The following is a 22,714-nucleotide window of genomic DNA, read 5'->3' as shown; positions in this document are numbered from 1 at the left end:
ACGCGGCTGCGGGCCCATGACTAGGGTGGACGGGTGAGCGACTTCGAGCGACCCGTCGTCCGCCCGCGCCGGTTGCGGCGCACACCGGCCCTGCGCGAGCTGGTGGCCGAGACCACGCTGCGTCCCGGCCAGCTGGTGCTGCCCGCCTTCGTGCGCGAGGGGGCGAGCGAGCCGGTGCCGATCAGCTCCATGCCGGGCGTCGTCCAGCACTCGCGCGACTCGCTGCGGCGCGCGGCCGTCGAGGCGGTCGAGGCCGGGGTGCGCGGGCTGATGCTTTTCGGCGTGCCGACCACGAAGGACGCCGTGGGTTCCGGCGCCACGGACCCCGACGGCATCCTCAACCTCGCCATCGCCGACGTGGCGGCCGAGGTGGGCGACGACCTCGTCGTGATGAGCGACCTGTGCCTCGACGAGTTCACCGACCACGGTCACTGCGGCGTGCTCGACGAGCGGGGCCACATCGACAACGACGCCACGTTGCAGCGCTACGCCGACATGGCGCTGGCCCAGGCCGAGGCGGGCGCGGCCGTCGTCGGCCCGAGCGGCATGATGGACGGGCAGGTCGCGGTCATCCGCGAGGCCCTCGACGCCGCCGGTCACCTCGACACCGCGATCCTCGCCTACTCGGCGAAGTACGCCTCGGCCTTCTACGGTCCCTTCCGCGAGGCCGTCGACAGTGCGCTCCAGGGTGATCGGCGCACCTACCAGCAGGACGCGCGCAACGCGCGCGAGAGCGTACGCGAGGTGCTGCTCGACATCGACGAGGGTGCCGACATCGTCATGGTGAAGCCGGCCCTGGCCTACCTCGACGTGCTGCGTCGCATCGCCGATCTCGCCGCCGAGCAGGGGGTGCCGGTAGCCGCCTACAACATCTCCGGGGAGTACTCCATGGTCGAGGCGGCCGCTGCGCAGGGATGGATCGAGCGCGAACCCGCGATCCTGGAGACCCTGACCGCGATCCGACGCGCGGGCGCCGACGTCATCCTCACCTACTGGGCGGTCGAGGCGGCGCGCTGGCTGCGGTGAGCCTGCGCTGAGTCTGCGCTGAGTCGAGCCCCCACGAACGCAGAACGCAGGAGGCCCCGGACCGTGTGGTCCGGGGCCTCCTGCGTCGATCGTGGATCGCGACTAGCGCGTCACTTCTTGATGCCGTAGCTCAGCAGGCAGTTGAGCAGGTCGAGGGTCTGCGTGAGCTTCGGGTAGGCCGCGGCGCACTTCTGCGGGGCGTCGGCCGGGGCGAGCAGGCCGAGCACGCCGCTGATGAGGCCGGACGTCACGGCGCCCACGCCCTCGTCGACGGTCTTCACGGTGTCCTCGACGGCCTTGGGGAGGTCGGGGAGCGCCGGGGTGGGAGTGCCGCCACCGGTGCCACCACCGTTGCCGCCTCCGGTGCCGCCACCGTTGTCGGTGCCGCCGCCGTTGGAACCGCCGCCGGTCGAGCCGCCGCCCGTGCCGGGAGCGGCGGGCGAGGACGTGCCGCCGCCGGTGCTGCTGCCGCCGCCGTTGCCGGAGCCGCCACGCACGGGCTTGGGGCCGCGGACGACGAAGCTCGGCGGGTCGGGGACGATGTAGCCGGCCGCCGTGGTGTTGTTCGGGGCCGAGGTGTAGTCGCCCTCGAGGTAGGCGTTCATGATGCGCAGCACGAGGTCGACGTAGGCCTGGCTGTTGTTGTAGCGGTAGATCGCGGCGCGCTGGCCCACCACGGTGGACAGGTCGCCGTCGCCGGAGCAGAGGTAGACGGCGGCGGCGAGCGCGGCGTCGTCGATGTCCTGCGGGTTGCGCGCGGCGTCGTCGTCGGCGTCCACACCCACGACCTGCCACGTCGAGGGGATGAACTGCATCGGGCCGACGGCGCGGTCGAACTCGGTGTCGTTGTCGTAGACGCCGGCGTCGGTGTCGGAGATGGCCTTGGTGCCGTTCTTGCCGTTCAGCTCGGGGCCGTAGATGCCCGGAGTGGCCACGCCGTCGTCGTTGAGCACGTTGCCGCCGAAGCGGCCGTGGTCGGACTCGACGCGACCGATGGCGGCGATGAGCTGCCAGGTGATGTTGCAGGAGGCGTCGGCGGAGTTGATGACCGTCTCGGCACGCTGGTAGGCGGCGAGCGCGGCGGCCGGGATGGCGTTCGTGGACGACGCGGAGACGATGCCGGCGGTGTTGCCGTCGCTGCCGTCGACCGACGCGGGGTCGGAGAGGCTGGCGGGGTCGTCGATCGAGTCCGTGGGCACGCTGGTGCCGTCGGTGACCTGGCCCGGACCCTCGCTCGCCGCGACCGGCGACGCGGGGCCACCGATCCCGGCCACGCCGGCCGTCCATGCCGCAGACAGCAGGGCGAGCGGAATGATGGTCGCCGCGCGCTGCAGCTTCCCCAAACGCTTCCTCGTCATGTGGTTCTCTCTCCCCTGAGCCCCGGTGCGGGGCCGTCGCGTTGATGCGGGCCGCTCCCTCCGCGTCCCACCCGAGCATGCCGCCAGGTGGCGACGCCTCGGGGGCGACGCAACGAGTGCGACACCGGGTCAACGAATGGTCCCACACCTCGTTATGCCTGTCACATGGTTGAGATCACAGGGTGGGCACCTCACGGAGGCGCGGACGACGCCCGCCCACGCTCGCGACGGCCGTGATGAGGCGCCGGTGAGCGGCGGTTTGCTGAGAGACGACTGAACGGCCACTGATACGTGACTGAGTCCGCGAGCCGCTCGCGCGCGTACGCAGGTCACCAGCGCCGCCGCGATGCTCGGGGGCTGGGGTCGATCGGGGAGAATGGGAACGTGACTGTCTCCGGTTCGTCCACCCCCGGCGCCGACCGCGACGCCGGCGCCGCTCCCGGGACCGCGGCCTCCGAAGCCCTGTTCGCCCGCGCCCGCGCGGTGACCCCGGGCGGCGTCAACTCGCCGGTGCGCGCGTTCAACGCGGTCGGCGGCACGCCGCGCTTCATCCGCTCGGCCCAGGGGCCCTGGCTCACCGACGTCGACGGCACGACCTACGTCGACCTCATCTGCTCGTGGGGCCCGATGCTCCTCGGCCACGCCCACCCGGCCGTCGTCGAGGCCGTGCGCGACGCGGTCGGTCGCGGCTCGTCCTACGGCACGCCCACCGAGGGCGAGGTCGCGCTGGTGGAGGAGATCGTCGGGCGCACCCCGGTCGAGCAGGCGCGCCTGGTGTCGTCGGGCACCGAGGCCACCATGTCGGCCATCCGCCTGGCCCGCGGCTTCACCGGCCGCGACGTCGTGGTCAAGTTCGCCGGCTGCTACCACGGCCACGTGGACTCCCTGCTCGCCGCGGCGGGCTCCGGCCTCACGACCTTCTCGCTGCCCGGCACCCCCGGCGTCCCGGCAAGCTCCACCGAGCTCACACTCGTCCTGCCCTACAACGACCGCGACGCCGTCACCGCCGCGTTCGCCGAGCACGGCGACCGGATCGCGTGCGTGATCACCGAGGCGGCGGCCGGCAACATGGGCGTCGTCCCGCCGCTGCCGGGCTTCAACGCCTTCCTCGCCGAGACCTGCCGCGCCCACGGCGCGCTGATGATCAGCGACGAGGTGATGACCGGCTTCCGGGTCTCGCGCTCGGGCCAGTGGGGCACCGACGGCGCCCTCGAGGGCTGGAAGCCCGACCTGGTCACCTACGGCAAGGTCATGGGCGGCGGCTTCCCGGCCGCTGCGTTCGGCGGTCGCGCCGACGTGATGGCGCACCTCGCGCCGGAGGGTCCGGTTTACCAGGCGGGCACGCTCTCGGGTAACCCCGTGGCCACCGCCGCTGGTCTGGCCACGCTGCGCAACGCCACCGACGAGGTCTACGCGCGCCTGGACGTCGTGGCCGACGCCCTGCGCGCGGGTGTGGCCGAGGCGTTCTCCGCGGCGGGTCTGCCGCACGTCGTCCAGTCGACCGGATCGATGTTCTCGGTGTTCCTCACCGACGAGCCGGTCGTCGACTTCACAGGCGCCCAGCGCACTGACGCCGCCGCCTACGGCACGTTCTTCCACGCGATGCTCGACCGCGGCGTCCACCTGCCGCCCTCGGCCTACGAGGCCTGGTTCGTCTCGGCCTCGCACGACGACGCCGCCGTCGACCACGTGCTCGCCGCGCTGCCGGAGGCGGCCAAGGTCACCGCGGCCGCCATCGCCGCCCGTGGCGGTGCGGCCGGGGAAGCGGTCTGATGGGCACTCACGCCGCGACCGGCGCGGTCGACACCACCGTGCACCTCGTGCGCCACGGCGAGGTGCACAACCCCGAGGGCATCCTCTACGGCCGCCGCGACGGCTTCCACCTGTCCGAGCGCGGCCGCGCGATGGCTGATCGGGTCGCCACCCACCTCGGTTCGCGCGACATCACGGTGCTGCGCTCCTCGCCGCTCGAGCGGGCCCGCGAGACCGCCGCTCCGCTCGCCGCAGCACTCGGCCTCGAGGTCGGCCGCGAGGACCGCGTGCTGGAGTCGGAGAACGTCTTCGAGGGCAAGCCGTTCGGCAAGGGCAACAACGCGCTGCGCAACCCGCTGCTGTGGCGTCACCTCTACAACCCCTTCACGCCGTCGTGGGGCGAGCCGTACCGCGCGATCGTCGAGCGGATGATGGCCGCGGTGCACGACGCCCGCCGCGACGCGCAGGGCCACGAGGCCGTGCTCGTCTCGCACCAGCTGCCGATCTGGACGACGCGCCTGGCCGCCGAGAAGCGATCGTTCCTGCACGATCCGCGCAAGCGCCAGTGCACGCTGTGCTCGATCACCTCCTTCGGCTTCGCCGGCGAGGAGCTCGTGCGGATCTCGTACGCCGAGCCCGCGATCGACCTCATCCCCGTGCGCGACCTCGCGGCGCCGTTCTCGGCCGGCGACGCCCCCGAGGAGAACCGCCCCGACGGGACACCGGTCCTGTGAGCCGCGCGCGTCGGCTCCCCGCCCTGCTGGCCGTGCTGGTCGCGGTCGTGCTGGTGGCGTCGGCGTGCTCCGACGTCGGCAGCACCGGCGACCTCGAGTACGTCGCCGGCGACGGCCCGGTCGTCGAGGTCGGCGCCAAGGACCGCGGCGACGTCGTCGACATCGCCGGCAAGACGGTGCAGGGCGAGGCGCTCGACCTGGCCGACCTGCGCGGGCAGGTCGTCGTCCTCAACGTGTGGTGGTCGGGCTGCGGACCGTGCCGCACCGAGATGCCGATGCTCGTCGAGGCCGAGAAGGGCTACCAGGAGAACCAGCCGGGTCAGGTGTCGTTCGTGGGCATCAACATCCGCGATCTCGCCCCCGAGAACGCCGCTGCGTTCGAGCGTGACCGCGGCGTCGACTACCCCTCGCTCTACGACCCCGGCAGCGACACCCTGCGCGCGCTGGGTCGCTACGCGCCCTACGCGCCGCCGGCCACGATCGTGCTCGACCGCGAAGGTCGGGTGGCGGCCCTCATCAACGGCGCCATCCCCTCGCGCACCACCCTCACCACCGTCGTGGACGACGTGCTGGCCGAGGGCGGCGGGGGAGCGCCCGCGAGTCCCTCCGACAGCGGGAGCCCTGCCGATGGGTGAGTGGTTCAGCCAGCAGGCGTCGGTCGGATCGCTCGGACTAGCCGTGCCGGTGGCGATGTTCGCCGGACTCGTCTCGTTCTTCTCCCCCTGCGTGCTGCCGCTGCTGCCCGGCTACCTCTCCTACGCCACCGGCCTGTCCGGCGCCGACCTCGCCGCCGGCGAGGCCAGCCGCCGCCGCGGGCGGATGCTGGCGGGCTCGCTGCTCTTCGTGCTTGGCTTCGCGGTGGTCTTCGTGCTCATCGGGGCGGCCTTCGGCTCGGTGGGTGCCGAGCTGCGCAGCTGGCAGAGCCAGGTGCAGGTCGTGCTCGGGGTGCTGCTCATCGTGCTCGGTCTTGTGTTCGCTGGCGCCCTGCCCTTCCTGCAGCGCGAGTGGCGCATCCACCGCATCCCCGCCGTCGGTCTGGGGGCCGCGCCCCTCATCGGCGCGCTGTTCGCGATCGGCTGGCAGCCGTGCATCGGCCCCACCTACGGCGCGATCGTCAGCCTCACCTACGTCGACGCCACCGCCATGCGCGGGGCGCTGCTCTCCCTGTTCTACGCGCTCGGTCTGGGCATCCCCTTCATCGTGGCTGCCCTGGCCTATCGCCGCACCCTCGGCGTCACCGGCTGGGTGCGACGTCACCAGAAGTGGGTCATGCGCGCCGGCGGGCTCATGCTCGTGACCATCGGCGTGCTCATGCTCACCGGCTGGTGGGACCAGATCGTGCAGTGGCTGCAGCTGCAGCTCGTCAGTGAGTTCGAGGTGAGTGTGTGAGCACCGACGTCGAGACACCCCCGCAGGCCCCCGCTCCCGACCCGCGCCGCGGCGAGCGTCGCCCCGGAGAGCTCACCGCGCGGGAGCTGCTGCGCTGGGTGTGGCGCCAGGTCACCTCCATGCGCACGGCGCTGCTGCTCCTGCTGCTGCTCGCCCTCGCCGCCATCCCCGGCTCGGTCATCCCGCAGCAGGACGTCGACTCGCTCGCCGTCACGCGCTGGAAGGACAGGCACCCCCAGTTGACGCCGATCTACGAGAAGCTCGACCTGTTCTCGGTGTACAGCTCGCCGTGGTTCTCCGCGATCTACCTGCTGCTCGTGATCTCGCTCGTCGGCTGCATCGTTCCGCGGCTGTTCGTCTACGCGAAGGCGTGGAACGCGGCACCGCCGCGCGCCCCCCAGCGCCTCGACCGGTTGCCCGTGCACGCCAGCTACACGTCGTCCTCGACGCCGGAGGAGGCGCTGGCCCACGCCCGCCGCGTGCTGGGCAGGCGCTACCGCCTGCGGGTGGCCGAGCCCGGCGACGACTTCGTCGCCGGCGAGCGCGGCCGGCTGCGCGAGGCCGGCAACCTGCTCTTCCACCTCTCGGTGCTCATCGTGCTGGCCGGCTTCGCCCTCGGCAGCCTCTTCGGCTACCAGGGCGGCGTGATCGTGGTGCAGGGCCAGTCGTTCAGCAACAACCTCACCCAGTACGACGACTTCAAGCCCGGCGGTCTGTTCCGCCAGGGCCAGATGAAGGACTTCCGCTTCAAGGTCGACACCTTCAGCGTCGACTGGCTCAAGGAGGGCCCGCGTGCCGGGCAGGCGCGCAAGTTCAACGCCGGCCTCGAGTACAACGTGGACGGCGGCCCGACCCAGCGCTACGACCTGCGTGTCAACCACCCGCTGAACCTCGACGGCACCGACGTCTTCCTCATCGGCCACGGCTACGCCCCGATCATCACGGTGCGCGACGCCAAGGGCGAGGTCACCTACACCGGCCCCACCGTCTTCCTGCCGCAGGACGCCACGTTCTTGTCGTTCGGCGTCGTCAAGCCGCCCACGGTGCAGCCGCAGCTCGGCCTGGAGGGCCTGTTCTACCCGACCTTCGACCTCGTCGACGGCAACCCCGTCACCGTCTTCGGCGACGACCTCAACCCGACGCTGTCGATGCTCGCCTACACCGGCGACCTCGGCTACGAGAGCGGTCGCTCGCAGTCGGTGTACGTGCTCGACAAGTCGCGGGCCAAGCCCGTGCTGAAGGACGACGGCAAGCCCTTCCGCCTCGACATGCAGCCCGGTGACACCCGCGTGCTGCCGAACGGGCTCGGAACGGTCACGTTCGAGCGCGTCGAGCCGTGGATCCGGGTGCAGATCAGTCAGACCCCCGGCAAGGAGGTGGCGCTCGCGGGCGTCGTCCTCGCGCTGATCGGGTTGTGCGGCTCGCTGTTCGTGCGGCCGCGCCGCGTGTGGGTGCGCGTGGCCCCCGCCACAGGGGCCGCGGGCGCAGGACCGGACCCGGATCCCGCTCGGGATGCGGACGGCACAATGGAGAACAGCGGCGGCACTCGTGTCGAGGTCGCCGTACTCGACCGCTCCGGCAACGGCGACACCGACCAGGTGCTCGCCGACCTGCTCGAGCAACTGCAGGAGGCACCGAAGTGAGCAACACCGCGTGGGAGAACGTGAGCAACCAGGCCATCGCCATGGCCGGGCTGGTCTACTTCATCGCCCTGCTGGTCTACCTGGCCGAATGGGCGTCGCTGCGACAGGTCAGGGGCGGCGCTGCAGCCGTCAAGGACGCCGAGGCCGCGCCCGAGCGTGAGCTCGTGGGGGCCGCCGCGGGCGGGTCCGTGACCTCCGGCGGTGCCGCGGGCGGTGCCGGCGCGTCGTCCTCGGTGGCCGAGGAGCGGGCCGGGCGCGCCGACTTCCTGGGGCGCCTGGGTGTGCTGCTGACGACGATCGCGTGCGTCGTCCACTTCGTGGCGCTGGTGGGGCGCGGCATGGCCGCCGACCCCAACCGCGTGCCCTGGGGCAACATGTACGAGTTCACGATCTCGGGCACGTTCGTGGTGACCCTCACCTTCCTCGCGCTCTACCGCCGCTACCAGCTCGGCTGGATGGGCCCGCTGGTGGTCACCTTCGTCACCGCCACGCTCATGGTGGCCGTGATCTGGCTGCACGACTCGGTGGCGCCGCTCACCGAGGCCCTCAACTCGCCGTGGCTCGTCATCCACGTCGTCTCGGCCGTCATCGCCACCGGCGCCTTCACCATCGGCGGCATCGCCTCGGTGATGTACCTCGTGCGCTCGCGGGCGGAGAAGAAGGCCGCTGCCGCCGGCACGCAGCTCACCGGCTGGCTCGCCCGCGTGCCCGAGCTGCCCGCCCTCGACCGCCTGGCCTACCGCGTGCACGCCTTCGCCTTCCCGGTGTGGACCTTCGCCGTGCTCATCACCGGCCCCATCTGGGCCCACGAGGCGTGGTCGCGCTACTGGAACTGGGACCCCAAGGAGGTGTGGGCGTTCATCACCTGGGTCGTCTACGCGGGCTACCTCCACGCCCGCGCCACCGCCGGCTGGAAGGGCCGCAAGGCCGCCATGCTCGCCCTCGTGGGTCTCGGCACGCTGTGGTTCAACTTCATCGGCATCAACTACTTCTCCACGACCAGCCAGCACTCCTACGCCGTCGAGCGCGTCGTCGACGCGCCGGTGGTGACGCGGGCCTGAGCGGGCGGCCGCCGGTGGCAGATTCCCCGGCCGGCCGGTGAATCTGGCACGTGGACGACGGAACTCCGTCGTCCACGTGCTGGTTTTGTCGGCCAGGTCGACCGCGCGGGCGACGTCCCTGCTCATGCCGCCACGCCGAGAGCGCGACGCAGTCGAGCGATGGTCTCGGCAGGGCGCGCCAGGTCGGCCCAGGTGATGCGGATGACGCGCCAGCCGGTCAGCTCGCGCAGGAGGTCCTCGCGGTCCTTCTCTCGCATGATCGCCTCCTCGAGGCTCTCTCCCGGACGCCGGAACCGCCGGTACTTCTCGCGGCCGTCGAACTCGACGATGAGCCGGTGCTCGGGCCAGGCGAAGTCGACTCGACCGGCCAGTCGCCCGTTCGGGTGATGGATCTCGTACTGCGCGAACGGCGCGGGGAGGCCGTACCTGCGGCACATCAGCCGGAATCGGGACTCTCCGACCGACTCCGCGGAGCCGTCGGCCAGCTGAACGGATCGTCGAAGGGCCAGCGAGTCGGGCCAGCGGTGCATCGACGCGCGGCCGATCTCGAGCTCGTCCTTCGTGGTGAGGCCCTCGTGCAGGAACCAGTCGAGGAGGACGACGGCCGGCTCCTGGGGCAGGTGGCTCGCGGTGTCGAGCGCGGTCCGGGTGGGCGCGGTGATCCAGCCCTGCCCGTCGCGCGTGATGTCGAGGACGCCGCAGCCTCCGCGGTGATGCACGATGCCCGCCGCCGTGCGCTCGCCGCGTCCTTCGAGGCTGGTGAGGTGGACTCGGCTCAAGTCCATCCCCCACGTGGGCGCGCCGTACTCGAGGCAGGCGCTGACGTGCGATAGCGCGACATCTTCGTCGTAGACGAGCCGCACCGCCGCCGCGATCAGCCGGTGCCGGCCGATCGCGTCGGCAGCGTCCCAGACGCCCGCGAGTGCGTAGGCGCCGGCGCGGAGCCGAACGATCCGGCCGCTGTCGATCGCCCGTCTGATCACCTTGTCGTCGATGCCCAGTGCCACGAGATGGCGGCGCAGGATGATCCCGTTCTCGTCGGAGAACTCTTTGAGGTCCATGCGCCGATGCTGGCCCGTTCGGTGGTCAGGTCGGCGCCGTGCCTCTCCAGGCTGTGGACGACCGCGAGCCAGCTGGCTGCTGTGGATGTGGACCGGCGTCTGCTGTGACGCGTGGGTCGTCCGCGCGGTTGCTCCACGACGACTCGGACGACGAATCTGGCACGTGGACGACGGAACTCCGTCGTCCAGGTGCCAGATTCACCGGCCGGCCGGTGAATCCGCCGCCGGCGGCCGCCCGCTCAGGCGTCGCCGGGGGAGTCGGGGGGTTGGGGCTTGCGGCGCTGCTGTTGACGACGCTTCCAGTCGAGGTCGCGCAGGAAGGTCTCGTCGTCATCGGGGGCGACGGGACGGGTGGGAGGGCCGGGACGCGAGGGACGACGCAGCGAGGGGGTGCCACCGGTGCCGCCCTGGCCGCGTTCCTGCAGCAGGCGGGTCGCGACGTAGACGACCACTGCGAAGAGGAGGACGACGAGCAGGAGCTTCACACGTCCAGATTAGGCGGCACGTGGTCGCCCGCGACCGGCGGTGCCGCGCCACCGCCTAGGCTGGTGGGGTGAAGGAGTTCTGGATCTACACCGGGTTGCGGCTGCTCGTCTTCGTCGGCTCGTTCCTCGTCGTGCTCGGCATCTTCGACTTCGTCTCGAGCTCGGACTCGGTGAACCTCCTCGTCGTGCTGGTGCTGTCGTTCATCCTCAGCGGCGCGGCGTCCTACGTGCTCCTCAAGCGCCAGCGCATGGCGTTCGCGCAGCGCGTCGAGGCGCGCGCGGGGCGCATCACCGAGCGCTACGAGGAGATGCGCTCGCGCGAGGACGCCGAGGAGGACTGAGCCGCCGCGGGGCGGATCAGCCCACCAGTCGCGCGATCACGAGTCCCGCGCCGGTGAGCACCGCCCAGGCGAGCTCGGCCACGCCGGTCTTCTGCAGCACCGGGATCAGCGCGGGTCCCTGCGCCCCGCCGCGCACGATCCGCAGGCCGTCGGCAGCGGGCACCAGGAACGCCAGGCCCAGCAGGGCCCACCACGCGGTGAGGGCGGCCACCGCCACCACGGCGGCCGCGGCGAGGACGACGAGCAGCGTGTAGAACGTCCGGGTTCGGGCGTCGCCCAGGCGCACGGCGAGCGTCATCTTCCCGGCCAGGCGGTCGGTGGGCACGTCGCGCAGGTTGTTGGCCACGAGGATCGCGCAGGCGAGCGCGCCGACACCGGTGCCGGCCGCGAACGAGGCCCACCCGACCTCGCCCCAGGCCTGCGTCTGCACGTAGGTCGTGCCCATCACGGCCACGAGGCCGAAGAAGACGAACACCATCACCTCGCCCAGCCCGAGGTAGCCGTAGGGCGTGGAGCCGCCGGTGTAGTACCAGGCCGCGAGGACGGCGAGCGCCCCCACCGCGACGAGCCACCACGAGGTGGTGGCGGCCAGGACGAGCCCCGCCGCCGCCGCGACGCCGAAGCTGGCGAAGGCGGCGGCCTTGACCTGCCCGGGGCGCGCCAGGCCGGATCCGACGAGGCGCAGCGGGCCGACACGGTCGTCGTCGGTGCCGCGGATGCCGTCGGAGTAGTCGTTGGCGTAATTCACGCCCACCTGGAGGGCCAGGCTGACGACCAGGGCGAGCAGCGCCTTCCACCACACGGCGGCATCGGCGTGGACCGCGAGGGCCGTGCCGGCCACCACCGGGGCCAGGGCGGCGGGCAGCGTGCGGGGCCGGGCGCCGGCGAGCCAGTGGGCGGGAGTGGCCATGACTCACGATTCAAGCAGGTCGGGGGGTATCCCGCCCGGTCGGGGTGAGCGGCCGGCGGCCGGGGCTCACCCGCGCCGCGACGACGACAGGCGCCCGGTCATCCGCGGCTCCTCCGGGACGACGGCGGCCGGCGCCGTCGCGGGAGGCGGGAGCGCCGGGTCGGCATCCGCTGCCCAGTGCCGGCGCGCGAAGCGTTGGGCCGCCCGTGCCGACGGGTGCACGCCGACGGTGGCGATGACGACGATGACGGCGATCACGAGCCACCCAGCAGCCCCCCGCTCGATCGCGAGGAAGGTGAAGAGCGCCGGCGCCCAGCGGCTGCCCAGCCCGCCGAAGATCTCCTGGACCCCCTGGTACTCCCCGCGCCGGGTCGGCTCCATCAGCTCGCTCTGCAGTGACCACATCGCCGCGGACGACGCGAGCTCGGCGCCCGTGACGGCGAGGTGGCCGAGCCACACGAGCGCGACGGTGCTCAGGCCGACGGTCGAGTGCGTGGCGGCGGTGACGAGGCAGGCGGCGAGGAAGAAGGCGCCCGACCAGCGCAGGTAGCGCAGGGCGTCGTCGAGGGTGCGCACACCCCGGGAGGTGATCGCCGGCAGCAGGATGCAGAGCACCGTGTTGGTGGCGTAGAGCCAGGCGAGGAGCACGTGGGGGGCGTCGGTGGCCTCGACCAGCCAGAGCGGGATGACGACCTTGAGGAGCACCTGGTGGGTGGAGATCACACCCATGAAGAAGCTGGTGAGCCGCCACCCGGGATTGCGCAGCGGGCCGGGGCCGGCCGGCTTCTCGCGAGGCGCCCGCTGGGTGGCACGGAGGTCGTGGGGAGCGCGCGGCAGCCGCGCGATGCAGACGGCGTTCGCGGCCAGCAGCACCGCGGAGAGCAGGGGCGCCCAGCGCACGGCCTCACCGCCCGCCGCGAGCGCGATGCCGCCGATGAGGGCGCCGAGGGTGAAGCCGAGATTGAGCGCGGAGTAGAGGTGGGCCTGGGTGCGGATCCGCTCCGCTGGGGCGAGGACGTCGATGACGTAGGCGCGGTTGGCGGACTTGCCCGTGGTGTCGAGGAGCGAGAAGGCGAGCGCGAGCAGCACGTAGGCGGCGAAGGATCCGACGAACGGGAGCGCGACGAAGCAGCCCGTGCGCAGGGTCGCGGTGATCGCCCACATCCGCTGGGGCCCCACGCGGTCGACGAGGCGCCCGGCCGGATAGGCCAGCGCCAGCTCGGCGACGCCGGCGATGGTCAGGGCGAGCCCGACCTGGGCCGCCGACAGGCCGACCACCTGGGTGAGGAAGACCGCGCTCGCGGTCACGAAGGCCCCGTCGCCGGTGGCGAAGAGCAGGGACTGCGCGGACAGGCGGCGCGCGATCGGGGTCGGTGGCACGAGGCGACGCAGTCGACCGGCCCGATCCGGTCGTCCTGCCCCCGAGACAGAACTCATCCCCGCCATCTTCACCGAGCCCACTACCGTCTGCAAGGTGCAGGCGCGGGAGTGGTGGACGGTGCGCGGCGACGCGGGGCGCGTCGTCGACGACCTCCGCCGCTGGCTCGACGCCCCCGCCACCGAGGACGACGACCCGCCCCGCCTGGTCGTCGAGACCTCCGGCTCCACGGGCGCGCCGAAGCGCGTCGTCCTCGGCCGGAACGCGGTGCTGGCCTCGGTGCGGGCCTCGGCCGCCCGGCTCGCGCAGGTGCGGGGAGCCGAGGCGAGCGGACCGTGGGTGCTGGCGCTCCCGCCCACCTTCGTGGCCGGGCTGCAGGTGCTCGCGCGCTCGCTCGCGGCCGGGCACGAGCCGGTGCTGCTCGAGCGCGACGGCTGGCCCGACGGCGACGGCTGGTCGATCTCCCTCGTGCCCACCCAGCTGCGCCGACTGCTCGAGGACCCGACCGCGACCGCGGCCCTGCGCCGCGCGCACACCGTGCTGCTCGGTGGCGGCCCGACCGGCGACCTGCGCGAGCGCGCGGCCGCGGCCGGCGTCCACGTGGTGGCCACCTACGGTTCGGCCGAGACCGCTGGCGGGTGCGTCTACGACGGGCTGCCGCTCGACGGCGTGGCCGTCGCGCTGGGGGAGGGGGGTCGCATCCGGATCGGCGGTCCCACGCTGTTCGACGGCTACGCGGGCGACCCGGAGCAGACCGCCGCGGTGCTGCGCGACGGCTGGTTCCACACCTCCGACGCCGGCACGATCGACGCCGACGGCCGCCTGTGCGTCATCGGCCGGGTGGACGACGTGATCGTCTCCGGCGGACTCAACGTGCCCGGCCCCGCGGTGGCCGCCCGGCTCCAGGCCCACCCGGACGTCGCCGCCGCCGAGGTGGTGGGCGTGGACGACGCCGAGTGGGGACGTGCGGTGGTGGCGGTCGTCGAACCCCGCGCCGAGCGCCCCGCGCCGTCGCTGGCGGAGCTGCGCGACTGGGTGGCCGGCGAGCTGCCCCGGGCGTGGGCGCCGCGCCGCGTCGTCCACGTCGACCGGGTGCCGCTGATGGCGCAGGGCAAGCCCGACCGGCGGGCGCTGCGGCGCCTCGCCGAGGAGGCGCACGGCCGCGACCGCACGAGCGAGGGGGACGGACGATGAGGGTGGTGGCGGTGCCGATGCGCACGCGCTTCCGCGGCCTGCAGGTGCGCGAGGCGGCGCTGCTGCGCGGGCCGCACGGCTGGGCGGAGTGGAGCCCCTTCCTGGAGTACGGGCCGGCGGAGGCGGCCGCGTGGCTGCGGTGCGCCGAGGAGGCGATGGACGGCGACTGGCCGGCGCCCGTGCGCGACCGGGTGCCCGTCAACGTCACCGTGCCGGCGGTGGACCCCGAGCAGGCGCACGCGATCGTGCGCGCCGGCGGCTGCCGCACGGCGAAGGTGAAGGTGGCCGAGACCGGGCAGAGCCTGGCCGACGACCTCGCCCGGGTGGAGGCCGTGCGCGATGCGCTGGAGGTCGACGGCCCCGGTGGCCAGGTGCGCGTCGACGCCAACGGCGGGTGGGACGTCGAGACCGCGGTCGTCGCCATCGCGGCGCTGGACCGGGCCGCCGGCGGCCTGGAGTACGTCGAGCAGCCCACCGCGAGCGTCGAGGACCTCGCCCGCGTGCGCCGCCGCGTCGAGGTGCCGATCGCCGCCGACGAGTCGATCCGTCGCGCCGAGGACCCCTACCGGGTGCGCGAGCTCGAGGCGGCCGACATCGCCGTGCTCAAGGTGCAGCCGCTCGGCGGCGTGCGCGCCTGCCTCGAGATCGCCGAGCGCATCGGCCTGCCGGTGGTGGTGTCGTCGGCGCTGGAGACCTCGATCGGCATCGCGGCCGGCGTCGCCCTCGCCGCCGCGCTGCCCGAGCTGCCCCACGCCTGCGGTCTGGCCACCGTGCAGCTCCTCACCGCCGACGTGGTCGCCGACCCGCTGCTGCCCGTCGACGGTGCGCTCCCGGTGCGTCGTCCGAGCGTGGACGTCGCGCAGCTCGACCTGCTCGCGGCCGCCCCCGACCGCGTCGAGGCGTGGACGGCGCGGCTCGCCGCCGTGCGCGCCGTCGGGCAGGATCGGCCCCGATGAACGCCCAGCCGCTCGACGGCGCTCCCGCCCCGGCGCGGGCCGACGACCTCTCGCTGGCCACCCTCGCGTGGCTGCGTCGCGCCGGTGTCACCGACGTGGTGCTCTGTCCGGGCTCGCGCAACGCGCCGCTCGCCCTCGCGCTGTGGGCGCTGGCCGAGGCCGGCGGGGTGCGGCTGCACACCCGCATCGACGAGCGCACGGCCGGGTTCGTCGCGCTCGGCCTCACCAAGGGCTCGGCCGGCGGACCGCGCGCGGCCGTGCTGACCACCTCGGGCACGGCGGTCGCCAACCTCCACCCGGCCGTGCTGGAGGCCACCCACGCCGGCGTCGGACTGATCGTGCTCTCCGCCGACCGGCCCGCGCGGCTGCGCGGCACCGGCGCCAACCAGACCACCGCCCAGGCGGGGATCTTCGGCCCCCTCGTCGTCAGCCACGACATCGCCGACCTCGCCGCCCTGGAGGCGGTGCCCGCACCGCCCGACGCGGTGGTGCACCTCAACCTGCAGCTCGACGCGCCCCTGGTGCCGCCAGCCCCGCCGACCCTCACCCTCGACGACCTGCCGCCGCTCGCGGCCCGACCCGACGCCCGGCGTCCGGGCGCGGACGCCAACGCCGACGAGCTGCCCCGCGGCCCCCGCACGGTCGTCGTGGCCGGGGACGACGCGGGGCCGGCCGCCCGCCGTCTCGCCGAGGCCGCCGGCTGGCCGCTGCTGGCCGAGCCCTCCAGCGGCTCGCGCACCGGCGAGCACGCGCTGCGCACCTACCGGCTGCTGCTCGCCACCGCCCTCGGGGAGGCTGTCGAACGGGTCGTGGTGTTCGGTCGCCCGACGCTCTCGCGGCCGGTCACCCGGCTGCTGGGGTCGGGCGGCACGGGGCCGCGCGAGGTGCTCGTCGTGCCGGGCCGCGGCGCCTGGCCGGTGTCGCCACCGGGCGCCCGCGTGCTGCCCGCCCCGCCCGCCTGGAGCGGCGAGCCCGACGATCCCGCCTGGCTGGCGGCCTGGCGCGACGCCGATCGCCACCTCGGACGACGCCTCGACGCGCTGCTCGCGGGGGAGGGGTTCACCCCCTACGCGGTGGCGGGCGTCGTCCACGGGGCGCTGCCGGCGGGCGGGCTCCTCACGGTGGGTGCCTCCAGCCCGATCCGCGACCTCGACCTGATGGCGCGCCCCACGCCGGTGGGCTCGCGGCGCCGGGTGATCGCCAACCGCGGCCTGGCGGGCATCGACGGCACCCTGAGCACGGCGATCGGCGCGGCGCTGGGCCGCGAGTCCAGCCGATCGCTCGCCCTCATGGGCGACCTCACCTTCCTGCACGACCAGACCGCGCTGGTGCTGGGGCCGCACGAGCCGCGCCCCGACCTCACGATCGTCGTGGCCAACGACGACGGCGGCGCCATCTTCTCCGTGCTCGAGCAGGGGGCGCCGGCCCACGCGGCGTCCTTCGAGCGCCTCTTCGGCACGCCGCACGGCCACGACCTGGCCTCGCTGTGCGCCGCCGCGCGAGTGCCGCACCTGCGCGCGACGTCGCGTCCGGAGCTCGAGCAGGCGCTCGCCTCGCCCAACGGGGGAATCGAGGTGGTCGAGGCGGTGTTCAGTCGCAGCGGTCGCCGTGACCTCGACGCCCGCATCCGCGCGCTCGCCGGGGAGGCGGCAGCCGTCGTGGACGACGCCCTGCGCGGCGTCCTCGGCCCGCGAGACTGACGACGCCGGCACCTCCGCCCGGCCCTGACCCGACGAGACGAACCGGAGGATCCGCATGGAGGTCGCACTGCTCCTCGTGGCGATCGCGGTGGCTGTGCTCACCGTCACCGCCACGTCCGAGCGCCTCGGCGTTCCCGCACCGCTGACGCTCGTCGTGGTAGGTGTCGCCGTCTCGTTCGTCCCGGGCGTTCCCGAGCTGCGCCTCGAACCCGAGGTCGTGCTGCTCGGCCTGCTGCCCCCGCTGCTGTACTCCGCGGCGATCTCCACCTCGCTCGTCGACTTCAACGCCAACCGGCGCCCGATCCTGCTGCTCTCGGTCGGCCTCGTCGTCGTCACGACGCTCGGGGTGGCCATGGTCGTGAAGCTGGTCATCCCCGACCTGCGCTGGGCGCTGGCGATCGCGATCGGCGCCGTGGTCGCCCCGCCCGACGCGGTCGCCGCCACGGCCATCGGACGACGCATCGGCCTGCCGCGGCGGGTCGTCACCATCCTCGAGGGCGAGTCGCTCTTCAACGACGCGACCGCGCTCGTGGCGCTGCGCACCGCGATCGCCGCGCTCGGCACGGGCGTGGCCGCGTGGGAGATCGGGCTGGACTTCGTGGTGGCCGCGGGCGGCGGTCTGCTCGCCGGCGGTCTGGCGTTCCTGATCGTCGGCTTCGTGCGCAAGAAGGTCGCCGATCCGCTGCTCGACACCGCGATCTCGCTCGTCGTGCCGTTCGCGGCCTACGTGCTGGCCGAGGAGGTGCACGCCTCGGGCGTGGTGGCCGTCGTGGTGGCGGGCCTGCTGCTGGGGCACGTGGCGCCGGTGCTGCAGAGCGCCCAGTCGCGCATCGCGGAGCGGATGAACTGGCGCACCATCGCCTACGGCCTGGAGAACACCGTCTTCCTCCTCATCGGCCTGCAGGCCGACTGGCTCTTCGCGGAGGTGGGCGAGAGCAGCTTCTCGGGGGCACGGCTGGCGGTCGTGTGCGCGGCGGCCCTGGCGGCGTCCATCGTGCTGCGCATCGCGTGGGTGTTCGCGGCGCGCTACCTGCTCGTGCGCGGCGACGACCCCCTCACGGGCGAGCCCACGTCGTGGCGGCACTCGCTGCTGATCGGCTGGGCGGGCATGCGCGGCGTGGTGACCCTCGCGGCGGCCTTCACGGTGCCCGAGGACACCCCCAACCGCGAGGTGCTGCTGCTGGTGGCCTTCACCGTCGTGGCCGGCACGCTGCTCGGCCAGGGCACGACGCTGCCGTGGCTGGCCCGCCGCCTGTCGGTCCCGGGCCCCGACCCGCACGACGACGCGCTGGCCCGCGCGACCCTGCTGCAGCAGGCGGGCAAGGCGGGCCTGCACCGCCTCGAGGAGCTCTCGGGCGACGACCCCGACCACCACGGCGTGCGCGACCTCATCGTCGCCCGCGTCGAGCAGCGCGGCTTCGCGGCGTGGGAGCGGCTCGGCACCACCGAGGGCGAGGTCAGCCCGAGCGACCTCTACTCGCGCTGGCGCGGCGAGATGATCGAGGCCGAGCGCAAGCGGGTGCTCGAGATCCGCTCCTCGGGTCGGGTGCCCTCGGAGGTCGTGAGCGAGGTGCTCGCGATGCTGGACGTCGAGGAGTCGATGCTCGACGCCGCGGAGTCGGCCCGCGCCGAGCTGCGCAGCGCCCCGGCGGTGCGCCGCCACGAGGGCTGCGAGGACCTCGAGGACGCCGCCCGGCAGGAGCACCCGGAGCCGCCCACGGCCATGGAGTGCCCCGGCTGCCTGGCCGAGGGCACGCGCTGGGTGGCGCTGCGGATGTGCCTGACCTGCGGCCACGTCGGCTGCTGCGACTCCTCGCCGGCCCGCCACGCCTCGCGCCACTTCCACGACACCGAGCACCGCGTCATGCGCTCCATCGAGCCGGGCGAGGACTGGCGCTGGTGCTTCGTCCACCACCAGACCGGCTGAGCGCGGGCGCGGCGCTTCGCCGCGCGGGCTAGCGTGAGCCCATGCGACTGACGAAGTTCGGGCACTCGGCCGTCCGCCTCGAGCACGAGGGCACCACCGTCGTGATCGACCCCGGCGTGTGGAGCCAGCGCGAGAGCGTCGACGGGGCCGACGCGGTGCTCATCACCCACGAGCACCCCGACCACGTCGACGTCGAGCACCTGCGTGCCACGGAGGCGCCGATCCACACCATCGGAGCCGTGGCCGCCCAGCTGCGCGAGAGCGCGCCCGACGTGGCCGAGCGCGTCACCGTCGTCCACCCCGACCAGGCCTGGCAGATCGGCAGCATCGGCGTGCGCGCCATCGGCGAGCTGCACGCGGTGATCCACCCCGACCTCCCCCGCTTCCACAACAGCGGCTTCCTGCTGAGCCTGGGCGAGCAGAAGGTGTTCCACCCCGGCGACGCCCTCACCGGCCCCGGCGTGGACGTCGACGTGCTGCTCGCTCCGGTCTGCGCGCCGTGGATGCGCCTGGCGGAGGGCATCGACTTCGCCCGCTCGGTCGGTGCCCCGCGCACCGTGGCGATCCACGACCGCGTCTACTCGGCGGAGGGGCTGGGCGTCGTCGACGCTCAGTTCGGGCGCCTGCTCGGCGCGCGCGAGCAGCAGTTCACCCGCCTGGCCGACGGCGCCGACCTCTAGGCCCCTGAGGCCCGCACGCGCGCTCGTCGGCCGTGTCCACGCCCGGGAGGCGCTCACGGGACTCTCAGGTGCGCGCGGCAGGATCGGCGCATGCCGATCGCACGTTCCACCCTGACCGGAGTCGTCTCCGGTGTCGTCCTGCTCGCCGGCGTGGCGGGCTTCGGCATCGGGCTGCCGAAGGCCACCGGCGACGACGGTCCGACCGCCTCCCTCCCGACGCTGCCCGACCGGCTCGACCAGCGCATGGTCGCCGTCGCGGCGCTCACCCCCGAGGACGCCGGCGCCACCGACCCCAACGACAAGCAGCTGATCGAGCAGTTCGTGACAGCGGCCGACAAGGGCGATGCGGACGCCAGCAAGAAGTTCGACGAGCTCTACGGCGGCGGCACCGTGCGCCTGTACATCGACGGATCGGTGCTCGCCACCCAGGGCCAGCAGCGTCCCGCGCAGATGTCGGTGTCGATCGTCCCCGGTGAGGCGGGCCTGGTGATCCCGAACGGCCCGTTCCCGATCAGCCAGGGCGGCTCGCGCTACGAGCTGCAGGAGATCGATGGCCACCGCTGCGGCGTCTCCTGGCAGGAGCCCACCGACCCGACCACCGGTCAGCCCACCGGCGGCGAGGTGCCGGCGTCGAACTACGAGGCCGAGTGCCGCGCCCAGCGCGACGGCCTCGCCTACGACGTGTACGCCAGCGGCCTGTCGCCCGAGGAGGTCGCGGGCTACCTCGACAAGGTGCTCGAGCTCACCGCCTGACCTGCGGTAGGGCTCAGCTGCGGTACACCACCACGCGGTCGCCGACCTCGACCTGGTCGAAGAGGCTGCGCACCGCAGCGAGGTCGCGCACGTTCACGCACCCGTGCGAGGCACCGGCGTAGCCGCGCTGGGCGAAGTCCGAGGAGTAGTGCACGGCCTGCCCGCCCGAGAAGAACATCGCGTAGGGCATCGACGAGTGGTAGATCGTCGACACGTGGTCGCGGCTCTTGCGCTGCACGCTGAAGCTGCCCTCGCGCGTCGGGGTGGTGTCGGCGCCGAAGCGCACGTCCACGCTGGTGCGCACCACGCCGTCGACGACCCAGCGCAGGGTGCGGCTCGACTTGTCGATGCACAGCACGCGGCCGCTGGTGCACCGCGGGTCGAGGGGTCCGGGGGTGTTGGCGTCGCTGCTCGGACGACGGTTCGCCAGCTCGTCCGCACTCGGGGTGCGCGTCATCGCCGCGAGGCGGTCGAGCGTGCGCCGGTCGACCACGCCGGTGGCCTCGAAGCCGCGCTTGGCCTGGAACCCGCGCACCGCCGCGGTGGTGCGCTCGCCGTACAGGTCGGTCACGTCGCCGCTGAACCAGTCGATCTGGCGCAGCCGCGCCTGCAGGTCGCGCACCTGCGCGCTGCGATCGCCGGGGGAGAGGACGGCGGGCCCGGCCGGGGGCGTGGTCGGGGTCGGCGTTGCCGATGATGCGGGCGGTGTCGGCGCGGAGGTCGGCGCGGAGGTCGGTGGAGTGGCTGGCGCGGAGGTCGGTGCCGGCCGAGGGGTGGGAGCGGGAGCACCCGACCCGACCGGCGCGGCGGCCCGCGGAGCCGACGAGGTGTCGGCGTGGCTCCACGGCAGTCCTTCGGCCTCCACCGCCCAGGCGGCGGTGCCGGCCACGGTGACGGCGGATGCGAGGCCCACGGCGACGAGGGCGAGGCGGCGGGGGGTCCCGAGCGTGCTGGTCATGCCTGGTTGACGCCGCGCGGAGGCGATCGGTTGCATGCCGGGCCGATGAATCTCGCGAGGGCCGTCTCGCGACGGCGGCGGGCGTGGGAGCGGTCCGCCTCGCCGGGCGCACCCTGTGCCTCGGTACGCTCGACGTCGTGGCCCGTGCAGAGCTCGACAAGCAACCCGCCGACGTCCGTCGCATGTTCGACGCCGTGGCGAAGCGCTACGACATCACCAACGACGTGCTCTCCTTCGGCCAGGACCGCCGCTGGCGCCGCGAGGTGCTGCAGGCGGTCGACCCGTCCTTCGGCGACACCGTGCTCGACCTGGCCGCCGGCACGGGCACCTCGAGCGTCCCGTTCGCCGAGGCCGGCGCCACCGTGGTGCCCTGCGACTTCTCGCTCGGCATGCTGCAGGTCGGCAAGCGCAACCTGCCCTACCTGCCCTTCACCGCGGGCGACGGCACCCGCCTGCCCTTCCGCGACGACACCTTCGACGCGGTCACGATCTCCTTCGGCCTGCGCAACATCGTCGACCCGCTCGCGGGCCTCACGGAACTCAAGCGCGTCACCCGCCCCGGCGGTCGGCTGGTGGTGTGCGAGTTCAGCCACCCCACGTGGACGCCGTTTCGCACCGTCTACCTCGAGTACCTGATGAAGGCCCTGCCGGGCATCGCGACCGCGGTCTCGTCCTCGCCCGACGCCTACGTCTACCTCGCCGAGTCCATCCGCGCCTGGCCCGACCAGGCCGGCCTCGCCGACCTCATCGCGAAGGCCGGCTGGACGCGCCCGGAGTGGCGCAACCTCTCGGGCGGCATCGTCGCCCTGCACCGCGCCACCGCCTGACCGGCGCCTGACCCGCGCCGACAGGGAGCCGCCGTCGCTCGCCGCCGCGCCGGCTGATGGTCCCGCGCCCCGAGGAGACCTAGGACCCGTGTGGTCCGGGTCACCCCCCTCTGTGCACGCCCCCGACGGAGTGCCATAGTGTGGCCCACGCCACTAGTGATTCTCTTCACAAGGTCACGAGGGGGAACCCCTGATGGAGCTGTACACGCCGGTCCTGGTGCTGGCGGGCCTCGCCGCGGCCTTCGCGGTCGGCTCGGTCGCGATCAGCACGCTCACCGGTCCGAAGCGCTACAACCGGGCCAAGCTCGACTCCTACGAGTGCGGCATCGAGCCCACGCCGCAGGCGCTCAGCGGCCGGTTCCCGGTGAAGTACTACATCATCGCGATGCTCTTCATCGTCTTCGACATCGAGATCATCTTCCTCTACCCCTTCGCCGTGCACCTCGACGCGATGGGCTGGTTCGGCCTCGTGGAGATGGTCCTGTTCATCGTCACCGTGCTCGTCGCCTACCTCTACGTGTGGCGCCGCGGCGGACTGGACTGGGACTGAGCGGTCCGCGATGAATCTGCGCGAGACGCGC

The 22,714-nt window shown here is 73.5% G+C and carries 22 protein-coding genes; 16 read left to right on the top strand and 6 right to left on the bottom strand.

Annotated elements, in window-relative coordinates; all coding sequences use genetic code 11:
• Nucleotides 1-33: 33 nt before the first annotated feature.
• Nucleotides 34-1,026 (top strand): porphobilinogen synthase, encoded by a 993-nt coding sequence (gene hemB / locus ACERUN_RS13700; protein ID WP_370290564.1) that lies wholly within the window; start codon nucleotides 34-36, stop codon nucleotides 1,024-1,026.
• A 110-nt stretch (nucleotides 1,027-1,136) separates the two neighbouring features.
• Here hemB and ACERUN_RS13695 read toward each other — a convergent pair whose 3' ends face one another.
• Nucleotides 1,137-2,369: a lytic murein transglycosylase gene (locus ACERUN_RS13695; protein ID WP_370290563.1), complete on the bottom strand. Its 1,233-nt coding sequence runs from the start codon at nucleotides 2,367-2,369 to the stop codon at nucleotides 1,137-1,139.
• Between the two features lie 399 nt (nucleotides 2,370-2,768).
• Between ACERUN_RS13695 and hemL the strand changes: the two genes are divergently transcribed.
• Genes hemL through ccsB form a run of 6 tightly spaced genes read left to right on the top strand, consistent with a single transcriptional unit; the run spans nucleotide 2,769 to nucleotide 8,963 of the window.
• Nucleotides 2,769-4,157: a glutamate-1-semialdehyde 2,1-aminomutase gene (gene hemL / locus ACERUN_RS13690; protein ID WP_370290562.1), complete on the top strand. Its 1,389-nt coding sequence runs from the start codon at nucleotides 2,769-2,771 to the stop codon at nucleotides 4,155-4,157.
• A complete protein-coding gene (locus tag ACERUN_RS13685; RefSeq protein ID WP_370290561.1) occupies nucleotides 4,157-4,870 on the top strand; it encodes a histidine phosphatase family protein in 714 nt (237 codons plus the stop codon). Before hemL ends, ACERUN_RS13685 begins: the two co-directional genes overlap by 1 nt.
• Entirely contained in the window at nucleotides 4,867-5,505 is a 639-nt protein-coding gene (locus ACERUN_RS13680) for a TlpA disulfide reductase family protein (protein WP_370290560.1), read from the top strand. The genes ACERUN_RS13685 and ACERUN_RS13680 overlap by 4 nt, the downstream gene beginning before the upstream one ends.
• Entirely contained in the window at nucleotides 5,498-6,259 is a 762-nt protein-coding gene (locus tag ACERUN_RS13675; RefSeq protein ID WP_370290559.1) for a cytochrome c biogenesis CcdA family protein, read from the top strand. The genes ACERUN_RS13680 and ACERUN_RS13675 overlap by 8 nt, the downstream gene beginning before the upstream one ends.
• Entirely contained in the window at nucleotides 6,256-7,902 is a 1,647-nt protein-coding gene (locus tag ACERUN_RS13670; RefSeq protein WP_370290558.1) for a cytochrome c biogenesis protein ResB, read from the top strand. The genes ACERUN_RS13675 and ACERUN_RS13670 overlap by 4 nt, the downstream gene beginning before the upstream one ends.
• Nucleotides 7,899-8,963, top strand: coding sequence for a c-type cytochrome biogenesis protein CcsB (ccsB, locus tag ACERUN_RS13665; protein WP_370290557.1), 1,065 nt, complete (start codon nucleotides 7,899-7,901; stop codon nucleotides 8,961-8,963). Before ACERUN_RS13670 ends, ccsB begins: the two co-directional genes overlap by 4 nt.
• A gap of 122 nt (nucleotides 8,964-9,085) precedes the next feature.
• Here ccsB and ACERUN_RS13660 read toward each other — a convergent pair whose 3' ends face one another.
• Both ACERUN_RS13660 and ACERUN_RS13655 read right to left on the bottom strand, forming a co-directional pair.
• Entirely contained in the window at nucleotides 9,086-10,024 is a 939-nt protein-coding gene (locus tag ACERUN_RS13660; RefSeq protein WP_370290556.1) for a type IV toxin-antitoxin system AbiEi family antitoxin domain-containing protein, read from the bottom strand.
• Nucleotides 10,025-10,263: 239 nt separating this feature from the next.
• Nucleotides 10,264-10,509 carry a hypothetical protein gene (locus tag ACERUN_RS13655; protein ID WP_370290555.1) on the bottom strand — a complete coding sequence of 82 codons (246 nt, stop codon included), beginning with the start codon at nucleotides 10,507-10,509 and terminating at the stop codon, nucleotides 10,264-10,266.
• A 68-nt stretch (nucleotides 10,510-10,577) separates the two neighbouring features.
• Between ACERUN_RS13655 and ACERUN_RS13650 the strand changes: the two genes are divergently transcribed.
• The gene (locus tag ACERUN_RS13650; protein WP_370290554.1) at nucleotides 10,578-10,850 is read left to right on the top strand and encodes a DUF4229 domain-containing protein; all 273 of its coding nucleotides are present in this window, start codon (nucleotides 10,578-10,580) and stop codon (nucleotides 10,848-10,850) included.
• Nucleotides 10,851-10,866: 16 nt separating this feature from the next.
• On the opposite strand, the gene ACERUN_RS13645 is transcribed toward ACERUN_RS13650, so the two are convergent.
• Nucleotides 10,867-11,760 carry a 1,4-dihydroxy-2-naphthoate polyprenyltransferase gene (locus ACERUN_RS13645; RefSeq protein WP_370290553.1) on the bottom strand — a complete coding sequence of 298 codons (894 nt, stop codon included), beginning with the start codon at nucleotides 11,758-11,760 and terminating at the stop codon, nucleotides 10,867-10,869.
• 66 nt (nucleotides 11,761-11,826) lie between these two features.
• Nucleotides 11,827-13,197, bottom strand: a complete 1,371-nt coding sequence (locus ACERUN_RS13640; protein WP_370290552.1) for an MFS transporter — start codon at nucleotides 13,195-13,197, stop codon at nucleotides 11,827-11,829.
• Between the two features lie 37 nt (nucleotides 13,198-13,234).
• On the opposite strand from ACERUN_RS13640, the gene ACERUN_RS13635 reads away from it, so the two are divergent.
• From ACERUN_RS13635 to ACERUN_RS13610, 6 genes are all read left to right on the top strand, one after another.
• Nucleotides 13,235-14,332 carry an AMP-binding protein gene (locus tag ACERUN_RS13635; RefSeq protein WP_370290551.1) on the top strand — a complete coding sequence of 366 codons (1,098 nt, stop codon included), beginning with the start codon at nucleotides 13,235-13,237 and terminating at the stop codon, nucleotides 14,330-14,332.
• Entirely contained in the window at nucleotides 14,329-15,288 is a 960-nt protein-coding gene (locus ACERUN_RS13630; RefSeq protein WP_370290550.1) for an o-succinylbenzoate synthase, read from the top strand. Before ACERUN_RS13635 ends, ACERUN_RS13630 begins: the two co-directional genes overlap by 4 nt.
• Nucleotides 15,285-16,988, top strand: a complete 1,704-nt coding sequence (gene menD / locus ACERUN_RS13625) for a 2-succinyl-5-enolpyruvyl-6-hydroxy-3-cyclohexene-1-carboxylic-acid synthase (RefSeq protein ID WP_370290549.1) — start codon at nucleotides 15,285-15,287, stop codon at nucleotides 16,986-16,988. The genes ACERUN_RS13630 and menD overlap by 4 nt, the downstream gene beginning before the upstream one ends.
• Nucleotides 16,989-17,043: 55 nt before the next feature.
• On the top strand, nucleotides 17,044-18,915 hold the full coding sequence (locus ACERUN_RS13620) for a Na+/H+ antiporter (protein ID WP_370290548.1): 1,872 nt from the start codon (nucleotides 17,044-17,046) through the stop codon (nucleotides 18,913-18,915).
• A 41-nt stretch (nucleotides 18,916-18,956) separates the two neighbouring features.
• Entirely contained in the window at nucleotides 18,957-19,595 is a 639-nt protein-coding gene (locus ACERUN_RS13615; protein WP_370290547.1) for an MBL fold metallo-hydrolase, read from the top strand.
• Between the two features lie 90 nt (nucleotides 19,596-19,685).
• Nucleotides 19,686-20,348: a hypothetical protein gene (locus tag ACERUN_RS13610; RefSeq protein ID WP_370290546.1), complete on the top strand. Its 663-nt coding sequence runs from the start codon at nucleotides 19,686-19,688 to the stop codon at nucleotides 20,346-20,348.
• 13 nt (nucleotides 20,349-20,361) lie between these two features.
• On the opposite strand, the gene ACERUN_RS13605 is transcribed toward ACERUN_RS13610, so the two are convergent.
• The gene (locus ACERUN_RS13605; protein WP_370290544.1) at nucleotides 20,362-21,306 is read right to left on the bottom strand and encodes a L,D-transpeptidase family protein; all 945 of its coding nucleotides are present in this window, start codon (nucleotides 21,304-21,306) and stop codon (nucleotides 20,362-20,364) included.
• A gap of 137 nt (nucleotides 21,307-21,443) precedes the next feature.
• On the opposite strand from ACERUN_RS13605, the gene ACERUN_RS13600 reads away from it, so the two are divergent.
• Entirely contained in the window at nucleotides 21,444-22,133 is a 690-nt protein-coding gene (locus ACERUN_RS13600) for a demethylmenaquinone methyltransferase (RefSeq protein WP_370290543.1), read from the top strand.
• Between the two features lie 193 nt (nucleotides 22,134-22,326).
• Nucleotides 22,327-22,683 (top strand): NADH-quinone oxidoreductase subunit A, encoded by a 357-nt coding sequence (locus tag ACERUN_RS13595; protein WP_370290542.1) that lies wholly within the window; start codon nucleotides 22,327-22,329, stop codon nucleotides 22,681-22,683.
• The last annotated feature ends 31 nt before the right edge of the window (nucleotides 22,684-22,714 follow it).

The organism is Nocardioides sp. (assembly GCF_964229035.1).
In the GTDB taxonomy this organism is placed as follows: domain Bacteria; phylum Actinomycetota; class Actinomycetes; order Propionibacteriales; family Nocardioidaceae; genus Nocardioides.
Note: the sequence above shows the minus strand (reverse complement) of the source record. Positions and strands in the feature narration are given on the sequence as shown.